General features: G+C 70.6%; 20 protein-coding genes. 9 read left to right on the top strand and 11 right to left on the bottom strand.

Translation table 11 applies throughout. The features are described from left to right. Positions 1-43 precede the first annotated feature (43 nt). Positions 44-415, top strand: coding sequence for a YybH family protein (locus E7742_RS14065; RefSeq protein ID WP_137799504.1), 372 nt, complete (start codon positions 44-46; stop codon positions 413-415). Here the strand turns inward: E7742_RS14065 and E7742_RS14060 are convergent. The 6 genes from E7742_RS14060 to E7742_RS14035 are packed head-to-tail and all read right to left on the bottom strand — an operon-like array spanning position 409 to position 3,564. Beyond that, positions 409-1,038, bottom strand: a complete 630-nt coding sequence (locus E7742_RS14060) for a pentapeptide repeat-containing protein (RefSeq protein ID WP_137799503.1) — start codon at positions 1,036-1,038, stop codon at positions 409-411. The two genes, E7742_RS14065 and E7742_RS14060, sit on opposite strands and share 7 nt — an antisense overlap. After that, positions 1,035-1,658: a hypothetical protein gene (locus E7742_RS14055; RefSeq protein ID WP_137799502.1), complete on the bottom strand. Its 624-nt coding sequence runs from the start codon at positions 1,656-1,658 to the stop codon at positions 1,035-1,037. The genes E7742_RS14060 and E7742_RS14055 overlap by 4 nt, the downstream gene beginning before the upstream one ends. Next, positions 1,655-2,611 carry a DUF6286 domain-containing Asp23/Gls24 family envelope stress response protein gene (locus E7742_RS14050; protein ID WP_254699008.1) on the bottom strand — a complete coding sequence of 319 codons (957 nt, stop codon included), beginning with the start codon at positions 2,609-2,611 and terminating at the stop codon, positions 1,655-1,657. Before E7742_RS14050 ends, E7742_RS14055 begins: the two co-directional genes overlap by 4 nt. Beyond that, complete coding sequence (locus E7742_RS14045; protein ID WP_137799501.1) at positions 2,604-2,783, bottom strand: DUF2273 domain-containing protein; 180 nt, start codon at positions 2,781-2,783, stop codon at positions 2,604-2,606. Before E7742_RS14045 ends, E7742_RS14050 begins: the two co-directional genes overlap by 8 nt. Next, complete coding sequence (locus E7742_RS14040) at positions 2,780-3,088, bottom strand: Asp23/Gls24 family envelope stress response protein (protein ID WP_137799500.1); 309 nt, start codon at positions 3,086-3,088, stop codon at positions 2,780-2,782. Before E7742_RS14040 ends, E7742_RS14045 begins: the two co-directional genes overlap by 4 nt. Continuing rightward, on the bottom strand, positions 3,085-3,564 hold the full coding sequence (locus tag E7742_RS14035; RefSeq protein ID WP_137799499.1) for an Asp23/Gls24 family envelope stress response protein: 480 nt from the start codon (positions 3,562-3,564) through the stop codon (positions 3,085-3,087). Before E7742_RS14035 ends, E7742_RS14040 begins: the two co-directional genes overlap by 4 nt. Positions 3,565-3,781: 217 nt before the next feature. Between E7742_RS14035 and E7742_RS14030 the strand changes: the two genes are divergently transcribed. Together E7742_RS14030 and E7742_RS14025 are read left to right on the top strand one after the other, a co-directional pair. Then, positions 3,782-4,993 carry an NAD(P)/FAD-dependent oxidoreductase gene (locus tag E7742_RS14030; RefSeq protein WP_175420488.1) on the top strand — a complete coding sequence of 404 codons (1,212 nt, stop codon included), beginning with the start codon at positions 3,782-3,784 and terminating at the stop codon, positions 4,991-4,993. Positions 4,994-5,047: 54 nt separating this feature from the next. Next, complete coding sequence (locus E7742_RS14025) at positions 5,048-5,818, top strand: glutamate racemase (protein ID WP_137799498.1); 771 nt, start codon at positions 5,048-5,050, stop codon at positions 5,816-5,818. 16 nt (positions 5,819-5,834) lie between these two features. Here E7742_RS14025 and E7742_RS14020 read toward each other — a convergent pair whose 3' ends face one another. From E7742_RS14020 to mftR, 5 genes are all read right to left on the bottom strand, one after another. Next, positions 5,835-6,437, bottom strand: a complete 603-nt coding sequence (locus tag E7742_RS14020) for a TetR/AcrR family transcriptional regulator (RefSeq protein ID WP_137799497.1) — start codon at positions 6,435-6,437, stop codon at positions 5,835-5,837. 69 nt (positions 6,438-6,506) lie between these two features. Further along, positions 6,507-6,869 carry an SPW repeat protein gene (locus tag E7742_RS14015; RefSeq protein ID WP_137799496.1) on the bottom strand — a complete coding sequence of 121 codons (363 nt, stop codon included), beginning with the start codon at positions 6,867-6,869 and terminating at the stop codon, positions 6,507-6,509. Positions 6,870-7,082: 213 nt separating this feature from the next. Further along, the gene (locus tag E7742_RS14010) at positions 7,083-8,138 is read right to left on the bottom strand and encodes a ferredoxin--NADP reductase (protein ID WP_137799495.1); all 1,056 of its coding nucleotides are present in this window, start codon (positions 8,136-8,138) and stop codon (positions 7,083-7,085) included. Between the two features lie 196 nt (positions 8,139-8,334). Continuing rightward, complete coding sequence (gene mftM / locus E7742_RS14005) at positions 8,335-9,138, bottom strand: mycofactocin oligosaccharide methyltransferase MftM (protein ID WP_137799494.1); 804 nt, start codon at positions 9,136-9,138, stop codon at positions 8,335-8,337. After that, the gene (mftR, locus tag E7742_RS14000) at positions 9,128-9,766 is read right to left on the bottom strand and encodes a mycofactocin system transcriptional regulator (RefSeq protein WP_137799493.1); all 639 of its coding nucleotides are present in this window, start codon (positions 9,764-9,766) and stop codon (positions 9,128-9,130) included. Before mftR ends, mftM begins: the two co-directional genes overlap by 11 nt. A 124-nt stretch (positions 9,767-9,890) precedes the next feature. Here mftR and mftA point away from each other — a divergent pair, with 124 nt between their 5' ends. The 6 genes from mftA to E7742_RS13970 all read left to right on the top strand — a co-directional run bounded on the left by mftA (position 9,891) and on the right by E7742_RS13970 (position 15,697). After that, positions 9,891-9,983 carry a mycofactocin precursor MftA gene (gene mftA / locus E7742_RS13995; RefSeq protein WP_137799492.1) on the top strand — a complete coding sequence of 31 codons (93 nt, stop codon included), beginning with the start codon at positions 9,891-9,893 and terminating at the stop codon, positions 9,981-9,983. Next, complete coding sequence (gene mftB / locus E7742_RS13990) at positions 9,968-10,288, top strand: mycofactocin biosynthesis chaperone MftB (protein WP_441346855.1); 321 nt, start codon at positions 9,968-9,970, stop codon at positions 10,286-10,288. The genes mftA and mftB overlap by 16 nt, the downstream gene beginning before the upstream one ends. 114 nt (positions 10,289-10,402) lie before the next feature. Continuing rightward, entirely contained in the window at positions 10,403-11,656 is a 1,254-nt protein-coding gene (mftC, locus tag E7742_RS13985) for a mycofactocin radical SAM maturase (protein WP_137799490.1), read from the top strand. Positions 11,657-11,686: 30 nt separating this feature from the next. Beyond that, a complete protein-coding gene (mftD, locus tag E7742_RS13980) occupies positions 11,687-12,865 on the top strand; it encodes a pre-mycofactocin synthase MftD (protein ID WP_137799489.1) in 1,179 nt (392 codons plus the stop codon). A 15-nt stretch (positions 12,866-12,880) separates the two neighbouring features. Then, positions 12,881-14,875 (top strand): mycofactocin system FadH/OYE family oxidoreductase 1, encoded by a 1,995-nt coding sequence (locus E7742_RS13975; protein ID WP_137799488.1) that lies wholly within the window; start codon positions 12,881-12,883, stop codon positions 14,873-14,875. 9 nt (positions 14,876-14,884) lie between these two features. Next, positions 14,885-15,697 (top strand): mycofactocin-coupled SDR family oxidoreductase, encoded by an 813-nt coding sequence (locus tag E7742_RS13970; RefSeq protein ID WP_137799487.1) that lies wholly within the window; start codon positions 14,885-14,887, stop codon positions 15,695-15,697. The last annotated feature ends 1 nt before the right edge of the window (position 15,698 follow it).

Here is a 15,698-nt window from a genome sequence, read left to right as displayed (position 1 = left end):
GATGCTGGTGATACCGAAGTTCGTTCCATGACGAGGAGAAGCCATGACGCAGATCGAGACCGAGAAGGCCATGACTCCGGAGGATCTCACCCGCCTGTTCGTCGAGCGGTCCAATGCCGGTGATGCGGACGGCGTGGCGGCCCTCTACGAGGAGGACGCCGTCATGGCGTACCCGCCCGGGTCGGTGACCGTCGGCCGCGCCGCGATTCGCGAGCTGTGGGCGCAGGTTCTCGCCCACGCGCCCCGCTTCGAGCCCGAGCCGCCGCTGCCCACCCTGGTCAGTGGCGACCTGGCGCTGACGTCGACGCCGCCGCGGGACGGGGCGGGCGCCCGCGCCCAGGTGGTGCGGCGTCAACCCGACGGCAGGTGGCTGCGGGTGCTCGATCAGCCGGAATTCGTGCAGCCCGGTCAGTAACCCGACACGCGGAGCCCGTGCGCCGCAGCGAAACTCACCGCCTGGGTCAGTTCGATGCCGGCGCCGGTGAGCGTCGCGGACGTCCACAGCGAGGGATCGACGCGGGCGCCGTCGAGGACGGCGTCGTCGAGGCGCAGCCCCGCGGTGCGGGCCCCGGTGAGGTCGGCGTCCCGCAGAATCGCCTTTCGCAGGTCCGCGTTCACGAGATTGGCCTCGCGGAGGCGGCAACCCGAGAGATCGACGCCGCGGAGGTCGATTTCGCCCAGCGACGCGAGCGTGAAGTCCACCTCCTCGAGTGTGAGCGGGCGGATACGGGATTCGCGGACGGTCGACCCCAGAAAGCTCGAGTGCCGGAACGCGCTGTCCCACATGCGCGTGTACTCGAAACGGCAGTTGCGGAAGGCGGTCCCGTGGTGCCGGCTGCCGGTGAGGTCGGTGCCCGTGAAGTCGCAGTCGGTGAACGTGACGGATTCGGTCGTCAGGCCGGACAGATCGGCGTCGCGAAAGTGGCATCCGGTGTACGCGCGGCGGTGCCACGTCTCGTCCGCGAAGCGCGCGTCCGAGAAGTCCTCGTTCTCGAACTCGGTGTCGTCGGCGGACAGGTCGGGCCGGGTCTCGCTCACTCGGTCGATCTCCTTGCTTCGGGGGGCTCGGGATTGTCGGGCGCCGGGGTCGGTGGTAGCTGCGCTCGGTCGAGATGGAGCAGCACACGGACCGCCACGTCGGCGACCGCCGCGCCGCCGAGCGCCGCCGTCGTCGTCGCCGCCACGTGCTCCGCCTCGCGCACCAGTGCGGCGATGTCGCCGTGCGGGTCCGCGTCGAGGGTGACCTGGATCGTCGCGAGTCCCCGGTCCGAGATCGCCCGGCCCCGCGCGCGCCGGACGCCGCGCAGGCGCTCGAGTTCGGCGGCCACCCCGCCGGCGACCGGGCGCAGGTCGACCGCGACGGCGGTGTCGGTGGCCGTCTCGAGCATCGTGCTGGGCGCCGCCCGCCGCCGTACGAGGTCGACGACGAGCACCACCAGCCCCAGCAGCACGCACACCGCGATCGTGGCGCCCAGCGCCCAGTGCCACCAACTCTCGTCGGGGATGGTGGCGATGCGGTCGCGGTCGATGTGCCGGACGGCGTCGCGAACCGCCTGCACGTCACGCTCCCAGGCGAGGGCCGCCGCCCCGAGCGCGGCCGCGGCCAGTCCGACGACGAGCACGAGCAGACGGTTGAGTGCTGCGGCACCGCGTTTCACGTCTGCTCCTTCCCGCCGCGAATCTTCACCCGCAGCTTGAACTTCCGATCCAACAGTGCCAACGCCTCGTCGACGGCGGCCGTGACGGCGGTGCGGATGTCGTCGCCGGACGCGCCGGGTCTCGCGGTCACGTGCACGGTGGCGCGCCGACGGTCGACCGTGGTGTGGACGTCCGCCACGCCGGCGACGGCACTGGCCCGCGCGCTGCACATGCGTGCGATGTCGACCGGACGCAGCCACACCGACGGGGTGCCGGAGCCGGCGCGCGCGGCGACGTGCGTGCGGGTTCGGGGAGCGAGCGCCAGGAGGACGAACAGAATGCCCACCACGAGCGACGTCACGGCGACGGGCACCAGCCACTGGTCCCAGTGCAGCCGGGCCACCCACTCGAAGGCGTTGCGCACCCAGGGGGCGCTGACGATCTTGTCGTGCGCCACGAGGAGCTCGCGGGCCGCGACGACCGCGGTCGCGAGCAGCCCGACGGCGATCACGATCGCGGCCGGCACGGCGGCGGGCGACGCGGTGGGCGGGTGGGCGACGGTGAGCTCGGCGGCGGGCCGCGGCCCCGGGAGCGGTCCGTCGGCGGCGTCGTCGGTGTCCGTGCCGGCGACCAGTACTCCGAGTTGGTGCAGGGGCATGCCGGTGAGGTTCTCCACCTCGTCGCCCACCTCGCGGTGCACGCGCCGGGTCAGTTCGGCGACATCGCACGGCCAGTGCACGCCGAGGTAGAGGTTGAGTGCCACGGAGTGGGCACCGGTCGAGACGTCCGCCCGCGGCAGGTCCCGCCCGGTGAACCGGGTGAAGCCGCCGCCCTGGCGGACCACGCCGGGCACCCGCAACGCCGCGGTGGTCGCAATCTTCTCGAAGACCCGGTCCTTGATGATCAGGTCGCCCCGCGTCCCGGGGTCGTCGTCCACGTCCGGGACGGGGGTGCGTAGTTCGACGTCAGCCACGGCCGCGGGACCGGAGCAGCGCTCCGAGATCGAGGTGACCGTCGCGGTGGGCGCCTATCGCCAGGCCGACGGCACCCAACAGCACGGCGAAGACGAATCCGCTGAAGCCGCCGAGGATTCCGGCGAGTGCCAGGAGAAGTCCGGCGATCAGTCCGATACCAGTGCTGGTCATTGCTGCGGTCCTGTCCGGTCGGCTGTGAGGTCTTCGATCGTCACGTCCACGGGGGTGTCCACGATTGCGCGGACGGCGGTGCGGACGGCGTCGGCGACGGCGAACAGATCCGCCGGGTACCGCACAGTCACGTGGACCGAGCACCCGGAGTCGTCGATCCGGACGCCGGTTACGCGCCGTCCCGGCAGGTAGGTCGCGACGGTGCCGAACTCGCCGCCGTGCAGACCGGCGACGCCCGGCACGGACAGTGCTGCCGCGGCGGCCCGTTCGGCCGTCGAAAGGCTCTGCGCCGCAGCCTCGGTCACTGCACCCTCGGTTTGGCGTCCGGGTCCGTTCCCGGATCTGTCTCGTCGAGGAGGATGACGTCGTGGACGGTGATGTCGACCTCGGTGACCTCGAGGCCGGTCATGTTCTCGACCGCCGCGATCACGTTGCGCCGGATGCCCGCCGCGAGCTCGTGGAGCGCAACTCCGTACTCGGCGACGATGCCGATGTCGATCGCCGCCTGTTTCTCACCGACCTCGGCCGAGACGCCCTGGGCGTGGTCGACCCCCGCTCCGGGGATGCGGTCGCGCAGGGCGCCGACGACGCGGGCGGTGCCGCCCCCGAGGTCGTACACGCCGTTGATCTGACGCGTCGCGATGCCGGCGATCTTCGCGACCACCGCGTCCGCGATGATCGTCTTACCGTGCGAATCGCTCAGCTCGCGCGACGCGCTCGCCCCGAATCGAATTCGGTCGCCCCCGATGGTCGATGCACCGGCGGTCGGGTCTGTCGTCATACGTCGCTCCTCTTCCGGGACCGTTCCCGCGCCGGTCACCGGTTCGGGGTCAACTCTAATGACTCCCGGGCGAGGCTGCGGGGTTCCGCCCCGGCGTCGGCGTGGGTATCCGACTTCCGGCGAATTTGGTAGAACATGTTCCAATCGTGGCGAGCTCGGGCGAGCGGTGCACAGGCTCGTGTGACGAGGCGTGTGGGGTGACGGAGAGGTAGTAGGGATGTCCAGTGACGACAGTGCTGTCGGGGCCGTCGGGCCGATCGTGATCGTCGGCGGCGGGCTCGCCGCGGTGCGCACGGTGGAGGAGTTGCGGCAGGCGGGGTACGACGGCGACCTCGTCATCGTGGGCGACGAACCCCATCTGCCCTACGACCGCCCGCCGCTGTCGAAGGAGGTGGTCCGCGGGGAGAACGACGACACCACGCTGCGGCCGCGGGAGTTCTACGACGAGCAGCGCGTCGAGCTGCGCCTCGGAGTGGCCGCGAGCGGTCTCGATCGGGCCCGCCGGATGGTGCGCCTCGCCGACGGCGGCGAGGTCGCCTACGGCGAGGTGATCGTCGCGACCGGACTGGCGCCGCGCCGCATCCCCGGACTACCCGAGCTGGCCGGGGTCCACGTCCTGCGATCGGTGGACGACAGTCGTGCGCTGCGCACCGAGCTGCGCGAGGGCGCACGCGCGCTGGTCGTGGGGGCCGGCTTCATCGGGTGCGAGCTGGCCGCGAGCATGCGGGCGCTCGGGCTCGACGTGGTCCTCGTCGAGCCGCAGCCGGCGCCGCTGGCATCGGTGCTGGGGGCACGAGTGGGCGCCCTGGTGGGACGGCTGCACACCGCCGAGGGCGTCGACGTCCGGGCCGGGGTGGGGCTGACCGCCCTCACCGGCGACGGGCGGGTGCGCGGCGCGGTGCTGTCCGACGGCACGGAGCTCGAGGTGGACGTCGTCGCGATCGGCATCGGGTCGGTCCCGGTGACCGGCTGGCTCGAGGACGCGGGCGTCGCGCTGGACAACGGCGTGCTGTGCGACGAGGTCGGCCGTACCGACGACCCGCACGTGTGGGCCGTCGGGGACGTCGCGTCGTGGCGGCACGATTCCTGCGGGCACAAGCGCGTGGAGCACTGGAGCAACGCGGGGGACCAGGCGAAGATCCTCGCGGGGGCGCTCACCGGTACCGGGGACCCGAACGCGCCGGCGCAGGTTCCGTACTTCTGGAGCGACCAGTACGGCCTCAAGGTCCAGGCGCTGGGCACCGTGTCGGCCGACGACGACGTCCACGTGATCAAGGACGACGGCCGCAAGTTCGTCGTCTACTACTCGAACGGCGGGGCGTTGACGGCGGTCGTCGGCCTGGGTTCGGCGGGTGCGGTGATGAAGATGCGCGCGAAGATCGCGGCGGGGACGCCGATCGCGGACCTGCTGGAGTCGGCGCCCGCCTGAGCGCCCCGGCCACCGCGCGCGTCCCCCCGGACCCGGCAGGGCTAGATTTGTCGGGTGATCGTTGCGCTCATCGACTCGGGTCTGGGACTGCTCCCGACGTCTGCGTGGTTGCGCCGATTGCGTCCGGACCTGGACCTGATGCTCTCGCTCGACCCCGAGGGCGCCCCGTGGGGTCCGCGGGACGAGCAGTGGGTGATCGACCGGGTCGTGGGCACGGCGCGGCGCGCGGTCGATCGCGGCGCCGAGGTGGTGGTGCTGCCGTGCAACACCGCCAGCGTCACAGCGCTCGAGCACGTGCGGGCCGACCTGGGCCCCGAGATTCCCGTGATCGGCACGGTGCCGGCGATCAAACCGGCCGCGGCGATGTGTGACTCGGTGGCGATCTGGGCGACGGCGGCCACGACGGCCAGCGCCTACCAGGCGCGGCTGGTCGAGCAGTTCGCGAACGGCAGTTCGGTGGTGGGCGTGGCCTGCCACGGTCTCGCCGACGCCATCGACCGCGGCGACCTGGACGCGGTCGGGGACGCGATCACGTCGGCGGCCGCCCGTACTCCCGACGACGTCACCGGTGTGGTGCTGGGATGCACTCACTACCCGCTGGTGGCGGACGAGATCGCCGCCCGGCTGCCGGCCGGCGTCGTGCTGTTCGACAGTGCCGAGGCGGTCGCGGCCCAGACGTTGCGGCGCATCGACGCGTTGGGGCGCGAGTCCACCGGCGGCGGCACGGTCGAGGTCCTACTGAGTGGGACTCCGGGGGAGCTGCCGGTCAGCGCCGCGACCTTCGACGCCGGACGGCTGCTCCTGGCCGCACCGTCGCGGCGGTGACGCCGCCCCCGCGCGGCTAACCCAGCTGCACCATTCCGGCGGCCACCACCTGCGCGACCGTGCCGAGTTCGTCCCGGCGCAGCCGGGCGATGTCGTCGAGGTCGCGGAGCCGGTCGGTGCCCGCGGCCGAGAACATCGCGGCCACCCACGCGTTCGCGCACGCGCGCAGCGTGCCGGGCCGCACGGGGGAGACCGCGCTGGCCTGCAGGATCCGCACGGTCGCGTCGTGCAGGTGGGAGCGGAACCGGCGCAGGTAGCCGCGCGCGTTGGGGTGGGTTTCGGCCTCGCGCCAGATGATCGCCCGCATCAGTCGGTGCTCGCGCAGGTTCAGGGCCTCGTCCAGGTTCACCAGGCTCGTCGCCGGATCACCGGGCGCGACCAACGGCGCCAGGTCGGCCAGCGGCGCGGTCGGCAGGCGCTCGTCGAGCAGCGCGGTGAGGATGTCGGTCTTGGTGGGGAAGTAATAGAAGATCAGACCCTTGGGGACGCCCGCGGCCGCGGCGACCGCAGCGGTGGAGGTGGCGTCGAAGCCGCGTTCACCGATCAGCGTCTCGGCGGCATCGAGAATCGCCGCCCGGGCCTGGCCGTCCGTCCTGGCGGTGCGCCGACGATGCGGCATGCGGTCCTCCGCTCGGCGTCGGTGGGGCGGAGCCCCCGGGCCCCGTCCCACCTGTTCGGTGTCGTGTTCTCAGTGCGCAGCCAGGCCCCCGTGACCGTGCATGCGCTCGCTCATGGCGGGCATGCCGACCACCGAGACCGCCACGGTGAGCACGCCGACCACCCACGCCGTCCACGCCGCCGAGGTCATGGTGTGGAAGTTCATGACCCACGGGGAGATGAACAGCAGGACGCCGAGCACACCGATCGCGTAGTCCGCCGCGGCCATCCCGGGCCGCGTCATGTGGGCCAGACCGGCGAGGGCGATGAGCACGCCGAGCACGATCAACGACCACCGGGCGCCGGAGTTCGTCGACAGCCAGAGCGGCGACAGGGCCGCGAAAGCGCCGATGATGACGGCGGCGTAGTCCTGCCAACGAGTTGATGCCTTCATGACCTGCCTCCTCGAGGAAAGGATTGTGTCCTCGAGTCGAGTGTCACGCTGACTGACCGGTCGATCAATACTGTCCGGATTGCACTCCGATCACGGGTTCGTGCAGTTCGCGCCACGTTTCAGTGACCGAATGTCACATGCCCCCGGCGAAAAGCCGAGGGCCCGACCCGCCGGACGGCGGATCGGGCCCTCGCTACGAACGGGTGCCGAGCGTCAGAACTCGATCTTCAGGTGATCGCTCACCGGCTTGGCCTGGCAGCCCAGGATGTAGCCGTTGTCGATGTCCTCCTGATCCAGGACGCCGGCGTGCTCCATGGAGACCTCGCCCTCGAGGACGGTGCAGGCGCACGAGCCGCACTCGCCTTCCTGGCAGGAGTAGGGCACGTCCAGGCCCTTCGACAGCATCACGTCGACGAGCGTCTGCTTGCGCGGCCAGCTGAGGTTGTGCTTCTCGCCGTCCAGCTCGATCTCGACGGTCGCGGCCTCGGCGGCCTCCTCCTCCGTGACCTCCTCGAGTTCGACGTCCGCGAACGGGTCACCGCTCAGGGAGTTGAACACCTCGGCGTGGACCTGCGAGCGGGGCATCCCGGCCTGGGCCAGAGCCTCGTGAATGGTGTCCATGAACGGACCGGGGCCGCACATGAACGCCTCGTACGAGGTGTACGGAGCCAGCAGCGTGGCGAGCTGGGTCACGCTGGGCAACCCCTGGACCGTCTCGATCCAGTGGATGATCGACAGGCGGTCGGGGTACTTGGCCGCCAGCTCGCGCAGCTCGGCAGCGAAGATGACCGACTCGACATCGCGGTTGCCGTACAGGAGGACAACCTTGCCGCTGCCCTGGGTGAGCGCCGACTTGAGGATCGACATGACCGGCGTGATGCCGCTGCCGCCGCCGAACAGCAGGAAGTCGTGGTCGAGCGACTTCGGGGTGAAGACGCCGGCCGGGGGCAGCACCTCGAGCTGGTCGCCCACCTTCAGGTTGTCGCACAGCCAGTTCGAGCCGTAGCCGTCCGAGGTGCGCTTGACGGTGACCTTGGGGGCGTCGTCGGTGAACGGCGAGCTCGCCAGCGAGTAGCAACGGGCGACCGAGCCGGTCTGGTCGCTCGGAATGCGCAGGGTCAGGAACTGACCGGGCTTGTACTCGAACTTGCTCTTCATGTCCGCGGGGACGTCGAAGACCAACGACCGCGAATCGGGGGTCTCCTCGATCACCCCGGACACGGTGAGCACCGCGGATCGAGAGCTGTGCGGCACATCGATAGTGGTCATGCGAACTCTGGTCCTCTCGTGGATCAGTCCTAGAACCCTAGAACGTGTTCTAGTTTCAGCGTAGCAGCGTAGCGACGCTACCGGGGAGAGCGTAATTCTCCGCTTCCGGCTCCCGCTGATCGGGAGCATCTCGAGGGTCGGCCCCGGGCCTCGAGGGCGCCGGTCTCGAGTGCGCGTGCTCCGTGAGTTGCGGGGCTCAGGCGTCGACGACGAGCCAGCCGCCGTGGTGGTCGAAGACCTCGAACGGACGGCCGGTGGAAACGCCCAGGTCGTGCAGAGCGTCGGCATCGAACGTTCGCACGTGCCCGTGGCACGCGGTCGCGACGTCCTCGTACGGCACCGCGACGACGACCCGCTCACGGGCGATACGCAGGGCCTCGGCCAGTACCGCCGCGCCGGTGGCCGGGTCGACGTGCTCGAGAAGGTGGACGGCCGTGACGGTGTCGGCGCTGCCGTCGGGCACCGGCACGTTCGCGGCGTCGCACACGAGGGTGCCGAGCTCGAGGCCCAGGGTCGGCGCGACGGCCGCGAGCAGGGTCATCGTGCCCGGCAGGATATCGGTGGCGGTCACCTCGACCCCGGCCCGCGCGAGCCGCAGCGGCAGGAAGCCGAAACACGACCCGAGGTCGAGGACGCTGCCGCGCACGAGTTCGGCCGCCTTGTCGTGGATGGGCGCGAAGTCCGCGGTGCCGTCCAGCAGTTCGGCGAGCGAGTTGCGGTAGTACACGCGCCAGGACTCGAGGGCGTCCGGAACGGTCGAGCGCACCAGCCCGACCATCGTCAGCTCGAATTCCGTCTGACCGAAGTCGGCGTCGCCGATCGAGGCGGTCACCTCGGCCACCAGGCGTTCGCTGAGCGCCTCGGGGTGCAGGGAATGCCGGACGTGCAGTCCGGTGCCGGTGCGGGTGAGCGTGATCGGGCCGCTCGGGACGCGCTCGACGGTGACGTGGTCGTGCGTCCACCGGCCGGGGGCGCACGGGGCGAGCGAGTCAAGCGTCATGGGGAGCCCCGTTCAGGATCGGTGCGTCGATGTCGGACAGGCTGGTGTAGAGCAGACGGCTGCCCTGGCCGAGCAGGTCGAGAAGGTCGGACTCGTCGTCGGCCAGCCACGTCTCGTAGGCCGCCAGCGCGACGCCGAGCAGCAGGTAACCCACCGTCTTGGGGAGCTGGTCGGTGGGTCCGACGTGCAGCCGGCGGGCGACGTACTCGGCGATGACCCGGCGCCATCCGTCGTACATCACCACCGAGTACGCCTGCAAGGCCGGCACCTCGAAGATCAGCCGCATGCGTCGGCGGTGCCCGGCGGCCACCTCCGGGGGGAACGTGTTGAACGCCAACAGGGCCGAGGTCAGCCCGTCGAGCACGGGGATGTCGCCTGGAAGTTCGCTGAGCATCGTGCGCATCTCCGACAGGTGCGCGTCGAAGTCGCCCCACGGCACGGCGTTCTTGGACGGGAAGTACCGGAAGAACGTGCGGCGCGCGATCCCGGCGGCCTCGGCGATGTCGTCGACGCTGGTGTCGTCGAAGCCGCGCGTGGCGAACAGGTCGATACCCACCGCGGCGATCCGGTCGCGCGTGGTCGTCGGCCGACGACCGATGCGGGACGACGGGTTCCTACGGCTGCGCACTTCTGTGACCTCCTTCACTAGTCATTGTGCACCCAATGCCATTAGAGTGGTGAACCGAGTCACAGTGAACAGGTCACTCTGACCGCACGCTCCGTCGCCGGAGTCCGATATGGAGGAGGAATCGATGTCCGATCGCGAGACCGTCACCGAAAGCCAGCTGGTCGAGGAGTCCCTCGTCGAAGAGGTGTCCATCGACGGCATGTGCGGCGTGTACTGATCGTGTCCGAACAAGCCGTCGGCGGAGCCTCGCCGGCCGGCACGATCGATCTCGACGCGGCATGGAAGCTTCACCCGCAGGTGGCGCTGCGCCCCGAACCCTTCGGGGCGCTGCTCTACCACTTCGGAACACGCAAGCTCTCGTTCCTGAAGAACCGGACCATCGTCGCGATCGTCGAATCCCTGCCCCAGCACCCCAGCGTGCGGGCAGCGCTCCAGGCCAACGGTGTCGAGGAGGATGCGGCCCGGCCGTATCTGCGTGCCCTCGACACCCTGGCCGACTCGCACATGATCGTGCCGTCCTGACACCTGCCGCTCCTTCACGCTCTGTACCCAACCAGACGCCCTCGAATTCCAGGCAATTTCTGCCCGAGGATGCAGCCTGCTTCGAGTGTTTCCGTCAGATTCGAGGATTCCGCCATGACCTCAGTTCTCGAGCCGCCCACCACCGTCTCGCCCCCCGCGGCCCCCTCCACTCCCGCCGTCGGCCGGCTGGTCGACCAGTTCGAGCTCGGCCTGGACGCGCCGATCTGCCTGACGTGGGAACTCACCTACGCGTGCAACCTCTCGTGCGTCCACTGCCTGTCGTCCTCGGGGCGCCGGGACCCGCGTGAGCTGTCGACCGAGCAGTGCAAGGCGATCATCGACGAGCTGCAGCGCATGCAGGTCTTCTACGTCAACATCGGCGGCGGTGAGCCCACCGTGCGCTCGGACTTCTGGGAACTGGTCGACTACGCGACCGAACACCAGGTGGGCGTGAAGTTCTCCACCAACGGCGTCAAGATCGACAAGAAGGTGGCCGCGCGGCTGGCAGCCAGCGACTACGTCGACGTCCAGATCTCCCTCGACGGCGCGACCGCCGAGGTCAACGACGCCGTCCGCGGCCCGGGTTCGTTCGCGATGGCCGTGCGTGCGCTCGAGAACCTCGCGGAGGCCGGGTTCAGAGATGCCAAGATCTCCGTCGTCGTCACTCGCGAGAACGTCAGCCAGCTGGACGAGTTCAAGGCGCTCGCCGACCGGTTCGGTGCGACGCTGCGCATCACGCGTCTGCGCCCGTCGGGTCGCGGTGCCGACGTGTGGGACGAACTGCACCCCACGCAGCAGCAGCAGCGGGAGCTGTACGACTGGCTGGTCGCCAACGGCGAGGGCGTGCTGACGGGCGACTCGTTCTTCCACCTCTCCGCCTACGGCGATGCGCTGCCGGGACTGAACCTGTGCGGCGCCGGGCGCGTGGTGTGCCTGATCGACCCCATCGGCGACGTCTACGCGTGCCCGTTCGCGATCCACGACCAGTTCCTCGCGGGAAACATCGTGTCGGACGGCGGTTTCCAGCAGGTGTGGCAACACTCCGAGCTGTTCCAGGATCTGCGCTCGCCGCAGACGGGCGGCGCGTGCAGCAAGTGCAACCACTTCGACGCCTGCCGCGGCGGGTGCATGGCCGCGAAGTTCTTCACCGGCCTGCCGATGGACGGCCCCGACCCGGAATGCGTCCAGGGCTACGGCACGTCGGCGCTCGAGGGGGAGCGGACGGTGCCGAAGTCGAGCCAGGACCACTCCCGCACCGGCAAGCGTGCCGAGCGTCGCCGGCCGCAGGCGCCGGTTCCGCTGACCCTGTTGACCCGTCCGCCGGCCAAGATCTGCGACGAGAATCCGCTTGCCGGACTGGAACAGTAGTAACCCACCAGCAGTACGAGAGGTTGAGTGATGGCCAAGAACGCGTGGTTCGAGACGGTTGCCGAGGCGCAACGTCGCGCGAAGAAGCGCCTGCCCAAGTCGGTGTACGCCGCGCTGGTCGCGGGGTCCGAGAAGGGGCTGACCGTCGACGACAACATCGCGGCCTTCTCCGAGCTCGGGTTCGCACCGCACGTGGCCGGCCTGTCCGGCGAGCGTGATCTGTCGACCACCGTGATGGGGCAGCCCATCTCGATGCCGGTGATGATCTCGCCGACCGGTGTGCAGGCCGTGCATCCCGACGGTGAGGTCGCGGTCGCGCGTGCGGCGGCGGCGCGGGGGACCGCGATGGGGCTCAGCTCCTTCGCGAGCAAGTCCATCGAGGAGGTGACCGCGGCCAACCCGCAGACCTTCTTCCAGATGTACTGGGTGGGTGACCGCGACACGCTGCTGCAGCGCATGGAACGCGCCCGCAAGGCCGGTGCCACGGGTCTGATCATCACGCTCGACTGGTCGTTCTCCAACGGCCGCGACTGGGGCAGCCCGGCGATCCCCGAGAAGATGGACCTCAAGGCGATGTTCCAGTTCGCTCCCGAGGGCATCACGCGACCGAAGTGGTTGTGGGAGTTCGCCAAGACCGGCAAGGTGCCGGACCTGACCACCCCCAACCTCGCCGCACCCGGCCAGGACGCACCCACGTTCTTCGGGGCGTACGGCCAGTGGATGGGCACCCCGCTGCCCACGTGGGAGGACGTCGCGTGGCTGCGTGAGCAGTGGGGCGGACCGTTCATGCTCAAGGGCGTCATGCGCGTCGACGACGCCAAGCGCGCCGTGGACGCGGGCGTCTCCGCGATCTCGGTGTCGAACCACGGCGGCAACAACCTCGACGGCACGCCCGCACCGATCCGTGCGCTCCCGGCGATCGCCGAGGCCGTCGGCGACCAGATCGAGGTGGTGCTCGACGGCGGCATCCGCCGCGGCAGCGACGTGGTCAAGGCTCTCGCGCTGGGTGCGAGAGCCGTCATGATCGGCCGTGCCTACCTGTGGGGTCTTTCGGCCAACGGCCAGGCCGGTGTCGAGAACGTCCTCGACATCCTGCGCGGCGGCATCGACTCGGCGGTGCTCGGATTGGGCCACAAGTCGATTCACGACCTGAGCCCGAATGACCTCGTGGTTCCCGAGGGCTTCCGCCGCGATCTCGGCGTCGGCTAGATCACCGCGCGCAGAATGCGCGGCAGCCTCACCGAGCAGTTCACCCTGGCCGGGCGCATCGCCCCGGCCAGGGTGCTGTTCGGTCCGCACGAGACCAACCTCGGCGACGGCCGCGCCCTCTCGGCGCGGCACGTCGCGTACTACGAACGTCGGGCCCGCGGCGGCGCCGGCCTGATCGTCACCGAGACCGCATCGATCCATCCGGACGACTGGCCGTACGAGCGGGCCCCACTGGCGGCCGACTGCGCGGCGGGTTGGCGTGCGGTGGTGGACGCGTGCCGGCCGCACCGAACTCTCGTGCTGGCCGGCCTCGGGCACACCGGACTGCAGGGCTCGAGCGCATGGTCGCAGTCGGCGCTGTGGGCGCCGTCCCGATTTGCCGACCCGGTCTCGCGCGAACTCCCGATGGAGATGGAGCGCGCCGAGATCGCCGCGGTGATCGACGGCTTCCGCATCGCCGCGGCGGCCGCGGTCACTGCCGACGTCGACGGCGTCGAACTCGACGCCGGAGCGTTCTCCCTGCTGCGCCAGTTCCACTCCGGGCTCACCAACCGGCGCGCGGACGGCTACGGCGACGACCGTCTACGCCTCACCCGGGAGGTGATCGCCGCGGTCCGTCACGAGATCGGCCACGACCGGATCCTGGCGCTGCGGCTCAGCTGCGACGAGCAGGCGCCGTGGGCGGGGGTGACTCCGGACGAGGCCGCCGCACAGGTGGCCGCGTTGTCGGAGGCGCTGGACCTGCTCGTGGTGGTGCGGGGCGGACCGTACTCGACCGCGGCCTACCGGCCCGACGGCCACACCGAGCCCGGATTCAACGCCGCGCTGTGCCGCGACATGCGCGGAGCGGCGGCCGGTCGGGTGCCCGTGGTGGTGCAGGGCAGCGTCGTCGACGCCGCGCAGGCGCAGCGAATGCTGGACGACGGCGTCGCCGACGCCGTCGAGATGACCCGCGCGCAGATCGCCGACCCGGACCTGGTGACCCGGGTCCGGGCGGGCAGGACGCCTCGGCCGTGCGTGTTGTGCAATCAGACGTGCCTGGTGCGCGATCCCCGGAACCCGGTGGTGACGTGCATCGGCAACCCGTCGGCCGGCTTCGAGACGGTCGACGGCGACGTCGACGGTGATGCACCGCGGGGCGCCGGCGATCGCGGCCCGGCGGCGGTGGTCGGCGGCGGGCCGGGCGGACTCGAGGCGGCGCGGGTGCTGGCCCGGCAGGGCTTCCGGGTGACGCTGGCGGAGAGGACCGGGCGGCTGGGCGGGATGCTCCGCACGGCCGCCGCCGGCGCCGGACGATCCCGCCTCGCGCATCTGGCCGATTGGCTCGAGGACGAGTGCCGGCGCCTCGGTGTCGACGTACAACTCGGTGTCGACGTACAACTCGGTGTCGACGTGCGCCTCGGCCACGCCGTGCAGTTCGGTGACGACTGCGGTTCGAGCGAGGGCGCGCCTCGCGGGGGACCTGTCGTGGTCGCGACCGGCAGCCGTCCGCGTCCCGCGCCGTGCCCGGTCGATGCTGGCGTGCAGGCGGTTTCCGCGGCCGACGTCCTCTACGGGTCGGCGCTCGCGCCGGGACCGGTGGTGGTGTTCGACCCGGTGGGCGGCCCCGTCGCGGTGTCCGTGGCATCGTCGCTCGCCGTCCGGGGCCGCGACGTGGCCGTCGCGACACCGGACCAGACAGTCGGGTCGCGGCTCGGCCCGACGGGCGACCTGGTGGGCGCGAACGCGCGGCTGCGGCGCGCCGGTGTCGCGTCGCACCTCGCCGTCCGGCTGCTGTCGGCGGGCGCGGGAGAAGTGTTGCTGCAGAACCGCTTCACGGGTGTCCGTTTCGGAGTACCGTGCTCGGTGCTGGTGGACTGTTCGCACCCGTTGCCCAACGAACAGTTGACCTCCGTAGTGAGCGCGGCGAGGATCGGCGACTGTGTCGCGCCCCGGACCGTACTCGAAGCCGTCCGCGAGGGTCGCCTCGCGGCAATGTCCATGTCGCAGTACGAGGGTGTCAGCAGATAGGAGATCACGGTGGGTCAGTTCGACGGCAAGGTCGCCTTCATCACGGGCGCGGCGCGCGGCCAGGGTCGCACGCACGCGGTGCGGTTGGCGCGAGAGGGCGCGGCCATCATCGCGGTGGACGTCTGCAAGAGCGTCAGTAGTGACAACACGTACGACGCCGCGACGGCGGACGATCTCGCGGAGACCGTGCGTCTCGTCGAGGCGGAGGGTGCGAAGATCTACGCCCGCGAGGCCGACGTCCGCGACAGCGCGGCGCTGAAGGCTGTCGTCGACGGCGGCGTCGAGCAGTTCGGCCGCCTCGACATCGTCATCGCGAACGCCGGCATCTGTAACTGGAACCGCTTCTGGGAGATGTCCGACGAGCAGTGGGAGACGCTGATCGACATCAACCTCACCGGCGCCTTCAAGACGCTCAAGGCGGCGGTGCCGACGATGATCGAGGCCGGCCGCGGCGGGTCCGTCATCATCGTCAGCTCGGTCGCGGGATTGAAGGCACTGCCGGGCCAGGCGCATTACGGCGCCTCCAAGTTCGGACTGGTGGGGCTCACGCAGGCCGCCGCGAAGGAGCTGGGGGAGTACAACATCCGCGTCAACTCGATCCATCCGTACGGTGTGAACACGCACATGGGTACCGATCAGGGCAGCCTGGTCATCCTGCAGCGTCACCCGCAGTACGGCCCCAACTTCGCGCCCATCCTCACCGAGAAGCCCATCGCGGACACCGACGACATCTCCGACGCGGTGCTGTGGCTGGCGGGTGACGGCTCCAAGACCGTGACCGCGAGCCAGATCGCACTCGATCAGGGCAACACGAAGGTCTGAC

The organism is Rhodococcus sp. SGAir0479 (assembly GCF_005484805.1).
In the GTDB taxonomy this organism is placed as follows: Bacteria; Actinomycetota; Actinomycetes; order Mycobacteriales; family Mycobacteriaceae; genus Prescottella.
The sequence above is the reverse complement of the archived record's forward strand: the minus strand, read 5'-3'. Positions and strand labels throughout refer to the sequence as shown.